Consider the following 17,257-nt stretch of genomic DNA (forward strand, 5'->3'; position numbering starts at 1 on the left):
CGTGGTCACCACTCTTCCGTGTCTTCGACGGGGACCAAAAATACCGACCGGCGCGGAACCGGTATCATCCCTGCTCAGACGTGGTGAGGAATTTTTCCGCAGCGGATGTTTGCAGGCGGGGAACGGGAGTACGAGGGGCGCGGAACGGATGGCAGACACCGGCGGAAAGCCTGGTTCGGCGCAGCGTCAGTTCTTCGCCGACCAGTTGCGGATGCTCTTCGCCGCGGCCGGTCGTCCCGCCCTCAAGAAGGTCGTCTCGGATGCCGCGATCGTCGCCCGGGCAGTGGGCAGCGACCGGACCGTCTCCGTCCAGCGGGTCAGCGACTGGCGCAGCGGCAACCGGATGCCGGCCAACTTCGAGTCGGTGCATCCAGTGCTCGTGGTCCTCATCCGCGCGGCGCGGGAACTCAACGCCGAACCGCCGGCCCCCGGTCTGTACTCCCTGAAGCAGTGGGAGAACTGGTGGAAGGCCGCGCGCGGGCAGGCGAACGCTCCGCGCACCAAGGAATCGGCACCGGCCTCGGTGCCGCCCGGGGTCCGCCCGTACAAGGGACTCGCGTCCTACCGTCAGAACGACGCCCGGTTGTTCTTCGGGCGCACCCAGAGCGTGCGCAGCCTCGCCGACGTGGTGACCGCCTCCCACGGGCAGGGCCCGGTCGTGGTGACCGGCGCCTCCGGCGTCGGCAAGTCCTCGCTCGTACAGGCCGGTCTTATTCCGCAGCTGTGTTCCGCGCCGGACTGCCACCCGGTGGTCCTCACCCCCGGCACCGACCCGGTCGCACGACTGGTCGACGCGTTCCCCGAACTGGCCGACGTCGGCGACCCCGCCGACCACACCGCCGTACATGCGGCCCTGCGCGCCGCGACCTCGCGCACGTCGTCGTCCTTGCTGTTGATCGTCGTCGACCAGATCGAGGAACTGTTCACCCAGTGCAGCGACGTCGCTCTGCGCACCGCATTCCTCACTCTGCTCGAGACGGCGTCGACCTGTTCCGACGGCGACGCGCCCGCCCTCGTCGTCGCGACGATGCGGTCGGACTTCTACGACCAGGCGGTGGCAACCCTGGTGCTCGCCCGGGCACTCGAGCGGCGGACCAAGACCGTCCAGCCCCTCGACCGCGACGATCTCGTCGAGGTCATCACCGCTCCCGCCAAGCTCGTGGGGGTCCGCCTAGAGCCCGGCCTCGTCGACCTCATCCTCCACGACCTCACGGGTCTGGCCGACGGTGAGATCAGTGGCACCGAGCTTCCCCTGCTCTCCCACCTGCTCGACTCGCTGTGGGACAAGCGCAGCGGGGGCACGCTCACCGTCGCCGCCTACCGCGCGACCGGCGGGGTCCGCGGATCCGTCGCCGCCGGCGCCGAACGGGCGTGGGAGAGTCTCGCCGACGATGCCGACCGGGCCCGCGCCCGCTCGATGCTCGTCCACCTGGTGTACGTCACCACGACCGGCACGGACGTCAAGATCGCCCGGTCGTTGAACGAACTGCTCGCGGTGGGCGGCGAGGATCGCGACGCGTCGAAACGCGTCCTCGACCATTTCGTGTCGGCACGTGTGCTCGTCGTCGACGCCGACTACGTCGAACTCATCCACGACGCGGTGATCGACGCGTGGCCCCGCCTCAAGTCCTGGATCCAGCAGGACCGCGCCGGCGCCGCCCTGCGGCAGCAGATCGAGGCCGACGCATCGACCTGGCTCGCCTCCGGACGCAACCGGGAACTGCTCTATCAACGCGGACGCATGGACGTCGTGACCGAGCAGAACCCGCACCTCGCCACGGCGGGCACCCCCGAGGACCGGCGCGGACCGGTCGCGCTCAGCCCCACGGCCGTGGCCTTCCTCGACGCCTCCCGTCGGCAGATCGCCCGCGAGACACGGACCCGGCGCGTCGGCATCGCCGCGATGGCGCTGTCCACGATCATCGCGTTCGTCATGACCGGACTGGCCTGGGACGCGAAGGGACGAGCCGAGACGGCACGGAGCACCGCGCAGTTCCAGCAGATCGTCGCGCTGTCCGACTCCCTGCGCGACGAGGACCCCACCGTCTCGGCGAATCTGGCGCTCGTCGCGGCCGAACTCCAGCCCGACAGCCCGGTCGCGTACTCGAGACTCATCGCCAGCCAGGCCGTGCCCCTCGCCTACACGCTGAGCGGACACACCGGGCCGGTCTACGGCGTCGTCGTCTCACCCGACGGGTCCACCCTCGCCTCGGCGAGCGACGACGGCACCGTCCGCCTGTGGGCACTCGACGGCGACGAACCGGTCGCGGTGGGCGAGCCGTTGCAGTTGTCGTCGAAGTACATGGCGTCCGTCTCGTTCAGCCCCGACGGCCGTTTCCTCGCGATCGGTGCAGGTGACGGCGGTGTGTGGATCTACGACGCATCCGATCGTGCTGCGCCGCGCGTGGTGCTCGACCGGCAGGTCTACGCCGGCGGCGCCGTGCACAACGTGCGGTACTCGCCCAACGGCCGGGTGCTCGCCGTGCCCTACGACGACGGGCACGTCGCGCTCGTCGACACCTCGGATCCCGGATCGGGCCGGTTCCCCGTCACCCTGGTCGACGGACACGACGGTGGTGTGCGGACGGTGGCCTTCCGTCCCGGTGGGCAGATCCTCGCCACGTCCAGCGACGACCGCACCGTCCGGCTGTGGGACGTGAGCACGCCGTCGCGGCCGGTGCCGCTCGGTGAGCCGCTCACCGGTTTCGGCGACGTCGCGCATTCGGTGAGCTTCAACGGCGACGGCACGATCCTCGCGGCGAGCAGCGACGACGGTGTGCTGCACCTGTTCGACACCACCGATCCGCGTGCGGCCCGCCCGCTGGGGGTGCCGACGAACGCCCACACCGGCGGTGTCTGGAACATCGCGTTCCTCCCCGACGGCCGCACACTGGCGAGCGCGTCCTGGGACGGCACCGCGAAACTGTGGGACGTCGATCCCTCCACGCGGAGCCTCGACGAGATCGGCCCGCCGCTGACCGGGCACGGAGGCGGTGTCCCGACGCTCGCGGTGAGCCCGACCGGCACCACCATCGTCACCGGCGGACAGGATTCCAACGTCCGGGTGTGGACGATGCCGCAGACCCGGATGGCGGTCGCCGACGGTGCGCTGACCAGGCCGGCGATCGATCGCGCCGGAGCCCTCGTGGCGACCGGCAGCTACGGACCGGATGTCACGCTCTGGCGGGTCGGTCAGGGCGGCGACTGGAACCGCGCCGGTGGGATCGCGTTGCCGCGCCCCCTCGGCGGTGCGTACGTGTGCGCGCTCTCGCCCTCGGGCACGATCCTGGCCACGGCACCGACCTCCGGTGGCAGCGTGCAACTGTGGGACGTGCGCGATCCGGCGACACCGAAGCCGTTCGGCGAGCCGGTGCCGCTCGACACGAGGTTCACCTCCGCCCTGGCGTTCGGACCCGACGGCACGACCCTTGTGACCGGCGCCGACGACCTCTCGGTGCAGTTGTGGGACATCGCGGATCCCGCCGAACCGGTGCCGTGGGGCGAACCGTTGACGGGGCCGAAGAATCTCGTGCGCAGTGCCGTCATCAGCCCCGACGGCCGAAGTCTCGTGGTCACGAGCGCCGACAGCGAGATCTACGCCTGGAACGTGACCGATCCGCGCTCCCCGACACGAGTGAACGTCTCGGACGGGCACGCAACCGGGGTGAACACGGTGGCCTTCGATGGGTCGAGCGACGTGCTGGTGACCGGCGGGGACGACCACGACGTGGTGGTCTGGGACCGCACCGAGTCCGGTGACTTCGTCGCCCGCGAGACCCGGTTGAGCGGCCACACCGGCACGGTCTACTCCGTCTCGATCACGCCCGACGGCACCCACGCGGTCAGCGGCAGCGACGACGGCACCGTCCGGTTGTGGGACGTCGCCGACCCGGACGGCATGCACGAAATCGGTGGCCCGGTCACCGACATGGGAACGGGACGATGGCAGGTCACCTTCGCGCCCGACGGCACCATCGTGGCCGCCGGCGGCGACGGTCTGCTCCGCACGTGGGGGCTCGACGCCGACGCGGTCGTGGCCCGCATCTGCCGTTCCACCTCGGTGCGACTCGAGGAGGTACTCGACCGCTACGAGTTGCCGGCTCCTCCGGACGAGGTGTGCTGAGCGCCTGCCCGAGCGTCGCCGAGCGCGAGGATACTGGCGGCCTTGTCGAGGCATTCCTGCCATTCCGCGTCGGGATCGGAATCGATGGTGATGCCGCCTCCCACACCGAGGGCGCACACGCCGGTGCCGGTGTCGTCGTGGCCGAACTCGACGGTGCGGATCGCGACGTTCAGTTCGGTGCCGGCGATCGGACTCGACATGCCGACGGTGCCGCAGTAGACACCCCGCGCGGAACCCTCCCACCTGGTGAGCAGCGTCCGGGCGCGGAGTTTCGGGCAGCCGGTGACCGATGCGGGCGGGAACGCCGCGTCGAGCACGTCGGCGATCGTCACGCCCGATCGCCGCTCCGCCGCGACGGTGGACACCAGATGCCACACGCCCGGGGCGGGACGCACGGTCAGCAGGTCCTCGACCCGCACCGAACCGGTCTCGGCGACACGGCCGAGATCGTTGCGGACGAGATCGACGATCATCACGTTCTCGGCGACGTCCTTGATCGACGCCCGTAGCGCGGCGGGGTCGGCGGAGCGGGGGAGGGTGCCCTTGATCGGACTCGACCGCAGCGTGTCGCCGTGGAGGGAGACGAACAGTTCGGGCGACAACGACGCGACCGCACCCCACGATCCCTGCAGGTAGGCGGCACGCGCGGGGGCGGTCCGGGAGATCCCGTCGGCGAAGAACGCCAGCGGATCGCCGTCCCACCGACCGGTGAACCGCGTGCACACGCACGCCTGGTACACCTCGCCGGCGCGGATCGCGTCGAGACAGCGTTCGACGCCGCGTCGGTGCTCGTCGCGCGGGGGTGGTGTCCAGTCGATGTGCCAGTCGGCATGTGGGGCAGCGGTCGGAGATGCGCTCGACGGTGGGGTGAGGACCGCCGCGGCGAGATCGTCGGGGCAGGGTGCGGTGCCGAGCGTCTCGTACCACCAGCACCCGTCGGCGTCGAGACGCAGGACGGTGTCGGTCCACCCGCTCGCGGCGAGGGGCAATGCGGGTCGGTCCGGGATGCGATCCGGGTACGCGAGATAACCGATGCGCCCGCCCCCGATGAGCGGCCGATCGTCACCCACGGCGTCGGGAGCGTCCGCCGGGAGGGAGAAGACTCCCTCCGGTGGGACGGATTCGACGGACACAGAGGGGACAAGCACGGCCGCCGCCCCGAACCATTCGCCCGACAGTGCCGCCGGAGCGGGGACGGCGAGGATCCTGGCGCGTTCTGCGAGTGCACCGAGCACGCGATCGACGGTGCCGCCGCGGCCGAGTCGTTCCATCCGCATGGCGTCAGCTTGTCATGCCTGGTCGGAGGCATCGGGACGAGCCCCGAGATGCGCGAGCTTGTCGGGATTGCGGACCACGTAGACGCCGGTGACCAGGCCGTCGTCGATCTCGAAGTGCAACACCATGTCGAGGACACCCGCCGAGTACACGAGGACACCGGGCATCGAGTTCACCACGGCCGGCTCGATGGTCATGTCGGGCAGTGGATGCCGGACCAGTCCGAGGAACAGCCGGGCGACCTTCGCGGAGCCGAGGACCGGAACCCGGGCCGCATTGACCTTGCCGCCACCGTCGGCGAGGTACCGCACGTCGGGAGCCAACAGTGACAGCAGTCCGTCGAGGTCGCCGGTGGTGGCCGCGGTGAGGAACGCCGCGACCACCCGGTCGGTCTCGTCGCCCGCGGGAGTGAAGCGTCGCTGCCGGGCATGGACGTGCTCGCGGGCGCGGTGCGCGATCTGCCGGACGGCGCTCTCGGTGCGGTCGACCGTCTCGGCGATGCGCCCGTACTCGAAACCGAACACCTCGCGCATCACGAAGACCGCGCGTTCGACGGGCGTCAACGTCTCGAGCACCAGCAGCATCGCGGTCGACACCGACTCGGCGAGTTCGACCTCGGCGGCTGCGTCGGGAGCGGTGAGGATCGGCTCGGGCAACCACGGCCCGACATAGTCCTCCCGGCGGCGTTGCGCCGAACGCAGCGAATTCAACGCCTGACGCGTCACGATCTGCGCCGCGTAGGCCCGCGGATTGTCGACGCTGCCGATGTCGGTGCGGGCCCAGCGGATGTAGCTCTCCTGCAGGACGTCCTCGCTGTCGGCGACACTGCCGGTGATCTCGTAGGCGATCGAGAACAGCAACCCACGATGCTCGGTGAAGACGTCGTCGCCGGTCATACGCGCGCCTTCTCCCGTGCGGCGGTGTCCGGTCCGCGTCGGGTCGGCAGGGCACGTCCGCGCGCCTGGAGTCGCATGGAGTGGATGGTCCCACGAACGACGGCTTCCTTCACCGGTGCTGCGAGCCGACCGCGCACGGCCCACCTCGACGGGGTGTCGTCGCGTGCCGACAACTGCACGACGCCGCGATCGCGGCCGAGAGAGATGCAGGTCGTGACGAAACCGAGGGAGAGCGGTGCCGGCTCGCGTCCCTGCAGCAGTTGCCACACCGTGTCGGCGCCGTGGGTGCCGAGCGGCATCGCGGCCTGGCAGCTCATGCGCAGGTGGTCGTTGCCGTCCACCACCACGGCGTCGCCCACGCCGACGATCGGCATGCTGTCGCCCACGCCGACGATCGGCATGCTGTCGCCCACGCCGACGATCGGCGTGCCGTCGACCGCCTGCAGGGTGTCGCGCACCCGGAGACGACCGTCGTCGTCGACCGGCAGGCCGCTGCGACGGGCCAGATCGGGCACGGAGAAACCGGCCGTGCGGACCACGAGGGTCGCGGGGATCTCGGAGCCGTCGTCGAGGACGACCGAGCCGTCGTCGATGCGGGCGACCCGCGTTCCCGACCGGACCTGAACGTCCAGTTCGTCGAGCCGGTGGCGGATGTAACGCTGCGTGTTCGCAGGAAGGGCCGCTCCCGGATCGCCGACGAGGACGAGGGTGTGCCGCGGATGCGACTGTGCGAGTTCGGTGACGGTCTCGAGGCCCGTGAGCCCGCCGCCGATCACGACGACGGAGGCGTGATCGTCCGCCTCGAGGAGAGCGTCGTGCAGGGCCGTGGCGGAGTCGAGGTCGGCGACGGAGAACGCCTTCTCCGCACCGGGGATCGCACCGGAGCCCGAGGTGCTGCCGACGGCGTAGATCACCGCGTCGCACGGCAGGACCGTCCCGTCGGCGAGGGACACCGCGTGCGGTTCGATCCGTACGGCCGAACCGACGTGCAGCGTCGCCCGCGGGTGCAAGAGATCGGACAGTTCGTGTGTGGCGGTTCCGGATCCGGCCGCCACCTGGTGGAGCCGGACGCGTTCGACGAAGACCGGTCGCGGGTTCACGACGGTGACCGCCACCTCAGGGTGTTCGGCGAGCAGACGGTTCGCGGCCATCACGCCGGCGTATCCCGCCCCTACGACCACCACATGGAATTGCGTCGTCATCGCTCTGTTCCCTTCGCTGTCGGAAGTGGTGTCACCGATAGGACACCGCTCGTCGCGGGGATGTGACACGGCGCCGCCGCGAATTCCTGTGATGCCCGTCTCCTGCTGTCGGGCTCGTCGACGATCGATCCGGTCAGCGACCGACCGTGCGGGATTCCGGTGTCAGCGAGGCGGTCTCGGCCGCATCGCGACCGGCGTGGAAGCCGTCGGCGTCGACGCCGCGACTACGCGAGTCGCGGGTGACGGGGAACAGCCGCCGGAACTCGGTGTCGACGGCATCGGACCGCCTGGCGAGGATGGGCGCGAGTTTCGTGATGGGCATCTGCGCGTCGGCGGCGGCGTGGGCGGTGGCCCGGACATCCGCCTCGCGGAGACGTTCGCCGATCCGGTGCGCGTAGCCGGTGAGGAAGGCGCGGCGGAAGGAGGTCGCGGACGACCCGCGCCGCCCCGCAGTTCCGGCCGCCTGCACGGCCCGCCCGGCCTGCACGAGCAGCGAGGTGTACAGCATCTCGGCCTGCTGCAGGTCGGTGGCGGTGCCGACGATCGTCGCGATCTGCACCCGGGTGAACCACACCGTGCGCACGCGGTTCGCGTCGCCGATGGCGGTGAGGAGCAGGACCTTCTCGCGGATGTACGGGCTGTCGAGGTGGATGCGCCGGCCGACGACCGGGTCGGTGCCGGAGTCGGGCCCGGCCAGCAGCGCCGCACCCACCGCATGGCGCGAGACGAGTTCCTGCGCCTTCGCGGTGAGCGCTTCGGCCTCGTCGGGGAAGTCGGTGGACTCGGCCTTCGACAACAGTGCCCGGATGCGTTCGAGGATCCGGGTGTCGGGCGGGGTGGGCACGGACGGGTCGCCGGACCGGACGGACGGCCACCGCGACGGCGGGGGTGTGAGGATCGCGAAGGACGGCAGGTACTTCCAGGTGAAGGCGAGCCCTTCGATCTCGAAGCGGGTGACGTCGGGGCACGCGCGGAACAGACCGTCGGCCAGGGTCGGTGCCCCGGCTGCGTGGGCGGGACGCGGATGCCGGCGGGCGATCTCGTCGAGTTGCCGCACCCACTCGACGGGGGCGCGTTCGGCCGCGCGCCGGATCTGCGCGTCGAACAGCATCGTGGCCGCCGTCAGTGCGACATCGGAGGGACCACCCGAGCGGGCCGTCACGTGGAGCACGTCGGCGGGCTGCCATCCCCGCTCGTAGGCACCGCCCAGCTCGGCGAGCAGGGAGTGCTCGTTCAGACCACCGGATCGAACATGTGTTCTATCACTGCGCATGCGCCGCAGTGTGGCGCACGGCACCGACAGGTTTGCGCGGCGACGGAGAACACGCAGGTGAAAGGCTCTCCGTCGCCGGACCGGACGCTCAGTCCTCGTCGACGTAGCGCGGGAACACCGGTGCCGGGGCGGGCAGGGCGGTGCCCGGAGCCAGGCGGGTCGCGACGGCGTCGAACTGCCGTGCCTCGGGTGCCTGACCGAGGAGATCGAGGATGTTCGCGGCAGCATCGGGCATCACCGGCTGGACGAGCAGACCCACGATCCGCACGACCTCGAGCGTGACGTACAGGACCGTCGCCATCCGCTCGGGATCGGTCTTGCGCAGCACCCACGGCTGCTGCGCCGAGAAGTAGCGGTTGGTCTCGCCGAGCACGTGCCAGATCGCTTCGAGACCGAGGTGCAGGGCCTGGGCGTCGAACTCGGCGCGCACCTTCGCGAGCAGCGCGTCGGCCTGGGCGAGCATCGCCTCGTCGTCGGCGGTGAACTCGCCCGGCGTGGGCACGGTGCCCTCGAGATTCTTCGCGACCATCGTCAGGGAGCGCTGCGCGAGGTTGCCGAGGTCGTTGGCGAGATCGGCGTTGATGCGGGTGACGATCGCCTCGTGGCTGTAGCTGCCGTCCTGGCCGTAGGAGATCTCGCGGAGCAGGAAGAAGCGCAGCTGGTCGAGGCCGTACCGGTCGACCATCTCGAGCGGGTCGACGACGTTGCCGACCGACTTCGACATCTTCTCGCCCTTGTTGAACAGGAAGCCGTGGACGAAGACCCGCTTCGGCAGTTCGAGCCCCGCCGACATGAGGAAGGCCGGCCAGTAGACGGTGTGGAACCGCGTGATGTCCTTGCCGATGATGTGCAGGTCGGCGGGCCAGTAGCGGCGGTAGGACTCCGACCCGGTGTCGGGGAAACCGGCGCCGGTGAGGTAGTTGGTCAGCGCGTCGACCCACACGTACATGACGTGATCGGGGTGATCGGGGACCGGCACACCCCAGTCGAAGGTGGTGCGGGAGATCGACAGGTCCTTCAGGCCGCCGGAGACGAAGCTGACGATCTCGTTGCGACGGGTGGCCGGGGCGATGAAGTCGGGCTGCTTCTCGTAGAGCTCGAGCAGCTTGTCCTGATAGGCCGACAGCCGGAAGAAGTAGGTGGACTCCTCGGTCCACTCCACGGGAGTGCCGGTGTCGGTGGAGATCCGCGAGCCGTCCTCGAGCAGCGTGGTCTCGCCGTCGGTGTAGAACGCCTCGTCGCGGACCGAGTACCACCCCGCGTAGGTGTCGAGGTAGATGTCGCCCGAGTCGACCATGCGCTGCCAGATCGCCTTGCTCGCCTCGAGGTGATCGGCGTCCGTGGTGCGGATGAACCGGTCGTACGAGATGTTCAGCCGCTTGTCCATGGCCTCGAACACGTCCGAGTTGCGGGACGCGAGTTCGGTGACCGGGATCCCTTCCTTCGCGGCGGTCTGCTGCATCTTCAGACCGTGCTCGTCGGTGCCGGTCAGGAAGCGCACGTCGAAGCCGTCGAGACGCTTGAACCGCGCGATCGCATCGGTCGAGATGTACTCGTAGGCGTGCCCGATGTGCGGGGCGCCGTTCGGGTACGCGATCGCGGTCGTGACGTAGAACGGCGGGCGGGTGGTCTCGCCGGCAGCCGGGCGGGAGGAATCAGGCGCAGTCATGGTGGCCAGTAGTTTATAGGGCGTGAGCGCAGCCCGTCCCGCCCCCGAAGCCCCGCAGCCGTTGAGCCCCCTCGTCGACGCCCACACGCACCTCGACGCGTGCGGTGCCGAGGATGCCGCGACGACCTCCGCGATCGTCGATCGTGCCGCCGCGGTGGGGGTCGGACGCATCGTCACCGTCGCCGACGATCTCGAGGCGGCGCGTTTCGCCGTGCGGGCCGCGCACTGGGACGACCGCGTCCACGCGGCCGTCGCCATTCATCCCACCCGCGCGAACAGTCTCGACGACGCCACCCGCGCCGAGATCGAGAAGCTCGCCGCCGACCCGCGTTGCGTCGCGGTGGGGGAGACCGGCCTCGACCTCTACTGGCCCGGCAAGCTCGACGGGTGCGCCGAACCGGCCGAGCAGGAAGAGGGCTTCCGCTGGCACATCGACCTCGCGAAGCGACTCGGCAAGCCGCTGATGATCCACAACCGCGAGGCCGACGCCGACCTGCTGCGTGTCCTGCACGACGAGGGCGCACCCGAGAAGGTGATCTTCCACTGCTTCTCGTCGGATGCCGACATGGCCCGCCGCTGCGTCGACGCCGGATACCTGCTGAGCTTCTCGGGCACCGTGAGTTTCAAGAACGCGAAGGCCCTGCGCGAAGCGGCGCCGCTCGTGCCCCGTGAGCTGGTGCTGGTGGAGACCGACGCGCCGTTCCTGACCCCGCATCCCTTCCGGGGCGCGCCGAACGAGTCGTACTGCCTGCCGTACACCGTGCGCGCGCTCGCCGAGGTACGGGGCGAGGACGCCGACGAACTGGCCGCGGCCACCACCGCGAACGCCGAGCGGGTGTACGGACTTTCGTAAAGGGCACGCGCGTCCCCACTCCCGTCGTGAGAATACGGGCATGCGCTCCTTCGTCTACAACTCTCATCCGGTACGTGTGATCTTCGGCCCCGGTACCGCCTCGCGGGTCGCGGACGAAGTACGTCGACTCGGTCGTTCCCGCGTCCTGCTGCTCGCCGGCGAGCACGTGCGGCACCAGGCGGAGCTGGTCGAGAAGTATCTCGGTGATCTGCAGGTCGCGCGTTTCGACGGCGCGGTCATGCACACGCCGGTCGAGGTGACCGAACGGGTGCTCGGCCGGGTCACCGAGCACGACGTCGATGCGGTCGTCGCGGTCGGTGGCGGCTCGACCACCGGACTGGCCAAGGCACTGGCCCGCCGCACGGGGATCGATCAGGTGATCCTGCCGACGACCTACGCCGGGTCGGAGGTGACGCCCGTTCTCGGGGAGACCGCCGACGGGGTGAAGACCACACGTTCGTCGCCCGACATCCTTCCCGAGACCGTGATCTACGACGTCGAGTTCACCACCTCGATGCCCATTCCGTTGGCGGTGACCAGCGCGATCAACGCGATGGCCCACGCGGTCGAGGCCCTCTACTCCGAACAGGCCAATCCGATCGTCGACGCCCTCGCGCTCGAGGCCGTGGCCGCGATCGCCCGGGGTATCCCGGCGCTCGGTGCGGATTCGGCCGATCCCGAGGGGCGTTCGGATCTGTTGCTCGCGGCGTGGCTCTCCGGAACCTGTCTCGCCTCGGCGGGAATGGGGCTGCACCACAAGCTCTGTCACGTGCTGGGCGGCTCGTTCGACCTGCCGCACGCTGCCACGCACACCGTCGTGCTGCCCCACGCGCTCGCCTACAACGAACCGTCGGTACCGCACGTCATGGCGCGGGTCGCGCAGGCGCTCGGCACGGATTCGGCATCCGCGGGCGTCTACGACCTCGTGGCGGCGGCCGGTGGGCCGACGAGTCTCGAGGAACTGGGGTTGCGGCAATCCGACCTGGACGAGGCGGCACGACTGGTGACGGCGAAGCCGTATCCGAATCCCCGGGAGGTCACGGAGGTGGGCGTGCGGCGGTTGCTGGGGGAGGCATTCGCCGGTACCCGACCGGAACCGGCTCCGACGGCTGGTTGAAGCTACAACTACGGGTTGCTATCTTAGTTGTCGCTTCAACTAAGTGGGGCTCTCCGGCCTCCGACCCGAAAGGCTCGACATGAAGACCCCTCTCGTCCGCGACCTCGGCATCCTCGTCGCCCGACTCGTACTCGGCGTCATCTTCCTCGCGCACGGACTGCAGAAGTTCGACTCGTGGGGATACGAAGGCACCAAGGCCGGCTTCGAAGGAATGGGCGTGCCCGCCCCGGCCGTCTCGGCGTTCGTCGCCACCTGGATCGAGATCCTCGGCGGTCTCGCGCTCATCCTCGGTGTGCTTGTCCCCGTCTTCGGCGTCCTGCTGTTCCTGCTCATGCTCGGCGCGTTCTTCATCGTGCACGTGGAGAACGGAATCTACGTCGGCGACGGCGGTTTCGAGCTCGTCGCCGCACTCGGCGCAGGAGCTCTCCTGCTCGCGGCGGTCGGTGCGGGAGCGTTCGGCGTCGATCGATTCCTCGCGCGGAAGGTTCCGCTTCTGCGCACGGCCTGACCTGCGGGTCCGAGGCGCTGTGGACGATTTCTCCCGATCGTCCGCAGCGCCTTTTCCGTCCGATGACGCGCGCTTTTCGCATATGTCTTGTTATTCTCCTGCACGACATATGCGTTCACGGATCTCTCCGACAGGATCGATATGGCCGTGCAGCAAGCTGTTCCGCGTCGCGACACCACGTGGAATGTCAATCGACGGACCTTCCTCGTGGGCGCGGGCGCGCTCCTCGCTGCCGGCCTCGTGGGCGCCGGAACGTCTGCGGCACAGCCCCGGACGCCGCAGCGTCCCAACATCCTCATCATCATGACCGACCAGGAGCGTCAGCCGATGCACTGGCCGGCCGACTGGGCGCGCAACAATCTGCCCAACCGGCAGCGCCTGGCCGACACCGGGCTGACCTTCACACGGTCGTTCTGCAACGCCGCGATGTGCTCGCCCAGTCGCAGCACGTTCTTCACCGGGCTCTATCCCGCCCAGCACGGGGTGGTGAGCACCCTCACCGAGGGCGGCACGCTCTCGCCCACCGAACCTGTGCTGCCGGTGGACGGCCAGAACATGGCGAAGATGCTGCTCTCCGCCGGATACGACGTCCACTACCGCGGCAAATGGCACATGAGCAAGGGGGCCGACGGCGGTGACCCGTCGCCCGACGACATCGCGCGGTACGGCTTCGCAGGGTGGGAGCCACCGGAGGCCGGGCAGGACACCGCACCCGAGAACTTCGGTGGTGGCTGCGCCGACCGCGACGGCAAGATCGCCTCCGATGCCGCCGAGTTCCTGCGGTCGCGCAGCGCCACCGACGACAGGCCGTTCGCGCTCATCGTGTCGTTCGCCAACCCCCACGACATCCTTTCGTACCCGAAGACCTGGGATCAGGTCGACGGCGACTGCAACAACTACGGGGCCTTCGCACCCGAGGCCTTCGAGCAGGGAATCGACCTGCCGCCCACCATCGACGAGGACCTGCTCCGCAACTTCAAGCCCACCGCCCAGGCCGAGCTGCTCCTGCTGCTCGCCGGGGCGCTCGGTCCGCTCGTCGGTCCCGAGGCGGCACGGCAGTACGTCAATCTGTACGCCTACATGCACAAGGTCGTCGACCAGCACATCGGAACCGTTCTCGATGCGCTGGAATCGGTTTCGGGCATGCGCGAACGCACCGTCGTCTTCCGGGTGGCCGACCACGGCGAGATGGGCCTGTCGCACGGCGGACTCCGCCAGAAGGCCTTCAATGCCTACGAAGAGACACTCAATGTCCCTCTCGTGGTGAGTAATCCGGTGATGTTCCCGAGGCCGGTCTCCACCGACGCGCTCGCGTCGCTGATCGACGTCATGCCCACCCTCGCGACGATGGCCGCCGTGCCCGACCGTTCGGCGTGGACGTTCAAGGGCGTCGACCTCACGCCCGTCATCGAAGGTGCGTCGTCCGGTGGCACGCCGCCACAGGTGCAGGACACCGTCCTGTTCACCTTCGACGACGAGAACGCCGCCGCGGCCAACGGGCAGACGACGGTGAAGCAGCCCAACCACATTCGCGCCGTCCGGCAGGACAGGTGGAAGTACGCGATGTACTTCGACCCGTCGGGACGCGCGCTGCCGCAGTTCGAACTCTACGACCTGCACGACGATCCGCTCGAGACGCGCAACCGCGCGAACCCGCTCGACCTCGCGAACTTCGACCCGGTGCAGGTCGCGACCATGCACGCCGTCCTGATGGACGTGATGGCCCGCACGGCCACCACCCCGGCCGTGCCGATTCCTCGGTTCCCCGTACCGAGCGGATCCGCCGATCTCCCGATCCCCAGCGGATCGGCCGGACGCTGACGAACCCGATCACCGGCAGCCGCGACCATCGGTGAGCGGTCCGGAAACCGCTGTGCCCGCGAAGCCGGCCGCTCCGTCGGAGGGTGTGGGCATCGGCACCTCGAACGCCCCCGTATGGGGCAGAGCACAGATGCGCGGGATGTTCGGTCACCTCACCGAGCCCGTGTCCGCGGTGCCCGAATCGAGAGGAATTTCTTTTTCCGAGTATCGATCGAAAATGGCAATTTCGGACACTCGGAAATGATCGAGGTAATACCGATCCGATATCTGTGACGTGCGTCGTGATCTGACAGAAATCATCATCTGTGCAGCTAGAGGCGATGAAGTTGCGATAACAATGCCGTCTCGTTACCGTGCTGTGATCACAGTTGTCGTCCGTCTGGAAATAATCGTGTCACCTTTCACCAAGATCAATCGCGTCAAGTCGCCGGTGTTCTACTCGGTGGTCGCCGCCGTCTTCGTCACCCTCGGTGCCGGTGGTGCCACTGCTGTGGTTCAGCACAAGGACGTCGTCCTCGACGTCGACGGTGAGCAGCGTGCCTTCGGCACGATGAACTCCAACGTCGGCGACATCCTGGCCGCTGCCGGCTACACCGTCGACGAGAACGACGTCGTGGCTCCGGCCGTGGACTCGTCCGTCTCCGACGGCGACACCATCGTCCTGCGACAGGCTCGCGAACTGCGTCTGACCGTCGACGGTGAGGAGCGCTCGGTGTGGACCACCGCGCTGACCGTCGACGAGGCACTCGACCAGTTCCGCCTCTCCGACGACGCCTACGTCTCCGCTTCGCGTTCGCACCGTCTTCCGCTCGACGGCGCCGATCTCGAGGTCGTCAACCCCAAGACCGTGCGCTTCGCCGACAACGGCGCGCCCGCCGCCGAGGTACGCGTCGCAGCGCCGACGGTCGCCGAGTTCCTGGAGTCCCAGGGCACCAGGCTCGAGCAGGCCGACAGCGTCACCCCTGCCCTCGACGCGGAGCTCGAGGAGGGCATGGAGGTCGTGGTCACCCGCGACCGGACCGAGTCGCGGACCGAGAACCTGCCGATCGCCCCGCCGGAGAACCGCGTGGACGATCCGAACATGCTCGAGGGCGAGACCGCTGTGAACGACCCGGGTGCTCCGGGCGAGCGGTCGGTGACCTTCGACGTCCACATCGTCAACGGTGTCGAGGTCGGACGCACCGAGACCGCCTCGAAGGTCCTCGCCGAGCCGCGGCCCGTCGTGGTCCGCGTCGGCACCAAGCCGAAGCCCGCCGTGCCGGCCTCGGGCCGCGCGTCGACCTGGGACTCCATCGCCCAGTGCGAGGCGACCGGCAACTGGGCCATCAACACCGGCAACGGCTTCTACGGCGGCCTGCAGTTCACGCAGCAGACGTGGGCCGGCTTCGGCGGCACCCAGTACGCGCCGCGCGCCGATCTCGCGACGCGCGAGCAGCAGATCGCCGTCGCGGAGAAGGTCCAGGCGGCCCAGGGCTGGGGCGCATGGCCGGCCTGCACCAGCAAGCTCGGTCTGCGCTGACCGGCTCGGGTGTGCACGGTGTGACCTGCTTCCGAGTGCGCTAGGTTCACCACGTGTCAGCAGACGATCCCGAAACCACTCCGAGGGCCACCCCGGCTTCTCCGCGCGGCCTCGCCGCGCTGCTCGGACCCGCCGAGGTCCGCGCACTCGCGGAGGAGTTCGGGGTGCGCCCGACGAAGCAGCTCGGCCAGAACTTCGTGCACGACGCGAACACGGTGCGCCGCATCGTCAACGTCGCCGGGGTCGGCCCCGAGGATGTCGTGCTCGAGGTCGGGCCCGGCCTGGGCTCGCTCACCCTCGCCCTGCTCGACGTCGTCGACCGCGTGGTCGCGGTCGAGCTCGATCCCGTTCTCGCGCAGCGTATTCCCACGACCGTGCAGGAGCGGGCCCCGCAGCTCGCCGATCGGTTCGACGTCGTGCACATGGACGCGATGAAGGTGCTGCCGAAGGACCTTCCCGTCACGCCCACCGCGCTCGTTGCGAACCTGCCCTACAACGTCGCGGTGCCGGTGCTGCTGCACCTGTTCTCCGAATTCCCTACTCTGCGAACTGCTCTCGTGATGGTGCAGGCCGAGGTCGCCGACCGGCTCGCGGCCGAACCGGGCGGCAAGATCTACGGCGTGCCCAGCGTGAAGGCGCGGTTCTTCGGCGACGTCCGCAGGGCCGGCGCCGTGGGGCGTGCGGTCTTCTGGCCCGTTCCCCAGGTGGAATCGGGCCTCGTGCGCATCGACCGTTACGCAGAGCCGCCGTGGCCCACCGACGCGCAGACGCGCGCCCGTGTCTTCGCCGTCGTCGACGCGGCCTTCGCCCAACGCCGAAAGACGTTGCGCGCAGCGCTGAGTGGATGGGCGGGCTCGCCGGCAGAAGCCGAGAGGCGCCTGCTGGCGGCCGGTATCGAGCCGTCGACCCGCGGGGAGAAGCTCGACGCCGCAGCCTTCGTGCGGCTCGCGGGGGTGGAGTGATCCCGGTCACTCTTCCTGGTGGTCCGTTGCGATGTGTGG

The 17,257-nt window shown here is 69.4% G+C and carries 12 protein-coding genes; 7 read left to right on the top strand and 5 right to left on the bottom strand.

Translation table 11 applies throughout. The annotated features are described in order from the left end of the window. The first annotated feature begins 148 nt into the window (after positions 1 to 148). Positions 149 to 4,123, top strand: coding sequence for a WD40 repeat domain-containing protein (locus LPH33_RS05555; protein WP_229567388.1), 3,975 nt, complete (start codon positions 149 to 151; stop codon positions 4,121 to 4,123). Here the strand turns inward: LPH33_RS05555 and LPH33_RS05560 are convergent. The 5 genes from LPH33_RS05560 to metG all read right to left on the bottom strand — a co-directional run bounded on the left by LPH33_RS05560 (position 4,087) and on the right by metG (position 10,438). Next, a complete protein-coding gene (locus LPH33_RS05560; protein ID WP_229567389.1) occupies positions 4,087 to 5,400 on the bottom strand; it encodes an aminodeoxychorismate synthase component I in 1,314 nt (437 codons plus the stop codon). The two genes, LPH33_RS05555 and LPH33_RS05560, sit on opposite strands and share 37 nt — an antisense overlap. A gap of 12 nt (positions 5,401 to 5,412) precedes the next feature. Then, positions 5,413 to 6,294: an RNA polymerase sigma-70 factor gene (locus LPH33_RS05565; RefSeq protein ID WP_145691654.1), complete on the bottom strand. Its 882-nt coding sequence runs from the start codon at positions 6,292 to 6,294 to the stop codon at positions 5,413 to 5,415. Beyond that, complete coding sequence (locus LPH33_RS05570; protein WP_229567391.1) at positions 6,291 to 7,496, bottom strand: NAD(P)/FAD-dependent oxidoreductase; 1,206 nt, start codon at positions 7,494 to 7,496, stop codon at positions 6,291 to 6,293. Before LPH33_RS05570 ends, LPH33_RS05565 begins: the two co-directional genes overlap by 4 nt. 133 nt (positions 7,497 to 7,629) lie before the next feature. Next, on the bottom strand, positions 7,630 to 8,769 hold the full coding sequence (locus LPH33_RS05575; protein WP_016693591.1) for a DUF2786 domain-containing protein: 1,140 nt from the start codon (positions 8,767 to 8,769) through the stop codon (positions 7,630 to 7,632). A gap of 88 nt (positions 8,770 to 8,857) precedes the next feature. Beyond that, a complete protein-coding gene (gene metG, locus LPH33_RS05580) occupies positions 8,858 to 10,438 on the bottom strand; it encodes a methionine--tRNA ligase (RefSeq protein ID WP_229567392.1) in 1,581 nt (526 codons plus the stop codon). Positions 10,439 to 10,460: 22 nt separating this feature from the next. On the opposite strand from metG, the gene LPH33_RS05585 reads away from it, so the two are divergent. The 6 genes from LPH33_RS05585 to rsmA all read left to right on the top strand — a co-directional run bounded on the left by LPH33_RS05585 (position 10,461) and on the right by rsmA (position 17,218). Then, a complete protein-coding gene (locus tag LPH33_RS05585) occupies positions 10,461 to 11,291 on the top strand; it encodes a TatD family hydrolase (RefSeq protein WP_160873879.1) in 831 nt (276 codons plus the stop codon). Positions 11,292 to 11,331: 40 nt separating this feature from the next. After that, entirely contained in the window at positions 11,332 to 12,408 is a 1,077-nt protein-coding gene (locus LPH33_RS05590; RefSeq protein WP_229567394.1) for a maleylacetate reductase, read from the top strand. A 79-nt stretch (positions 12,409 to 12,487) separates the two neighbouring features. Further along, on the top strand, positions 12,488 to 12,916 hold the full coding sequence (locus LPH33_RS05595; RefSeq protein WP_229567395.1) for a DoxX family protein: 429 nt from the start codon (positions 12,488 to 12,490) through the stop codon (positions 12,914 to 12,916). A gap of 141 nt (positions 12,917 to 13,057) precedes the next feature. Further along, the gene (locus LPH33_RS05600) at positions 13,058 to 14,737 is read left to right on the top strand and encodes a sulfatase-like hydrolase/transferase (RefSeq protein ID WP_229567397.1); all 1,680 of its coding nucleotides are present in this window, start codon (positions 13,058 to 13,060) and stop codon (positions 14,735 to 14,737) included. 391 nt (positions 14,738 to 15,128) lie between these two features. Beyond that, positions 15,129 to 16,256: a resuscitation-promoting factor gene (locus LPH33_RS05605; RefSeq protein ID WP_160873882.1), complete on the top strand. Its 1,128-nt coding sequence runs from the start codon at positions 15,129 to 15,131 to the stop codon at positions 16,254 to 16,256. Positions 16,257 to 16,309: 53 nt separating this feature from the next. Then, entirely contained in the window at positions 16,310 to 17,218 is a 909-nt protein-coding gene (gene rsmA / locus LPH33_RS05610) for a 16S rRNA (adenine(1518)-N(6)/adenine(1519)-N(6))-dimethyltransferase RsmA (RefSeq protein WP_016693584.1), read from the top strand. Positions 17,219 to 17,257: the final 39 nt, after the last annotated feature.

Source organism: Rhodococcus sp. RDE2 (assembly GCF_020885655.1).
GTDB classification, from domain to species: domain Bacteria; phylum Actinomycetota; class Actinomycetes; order Mycobacteriales; family Mycobacteriaceae; genus Rhodococcus; species Rhodococcus pyridinivorans.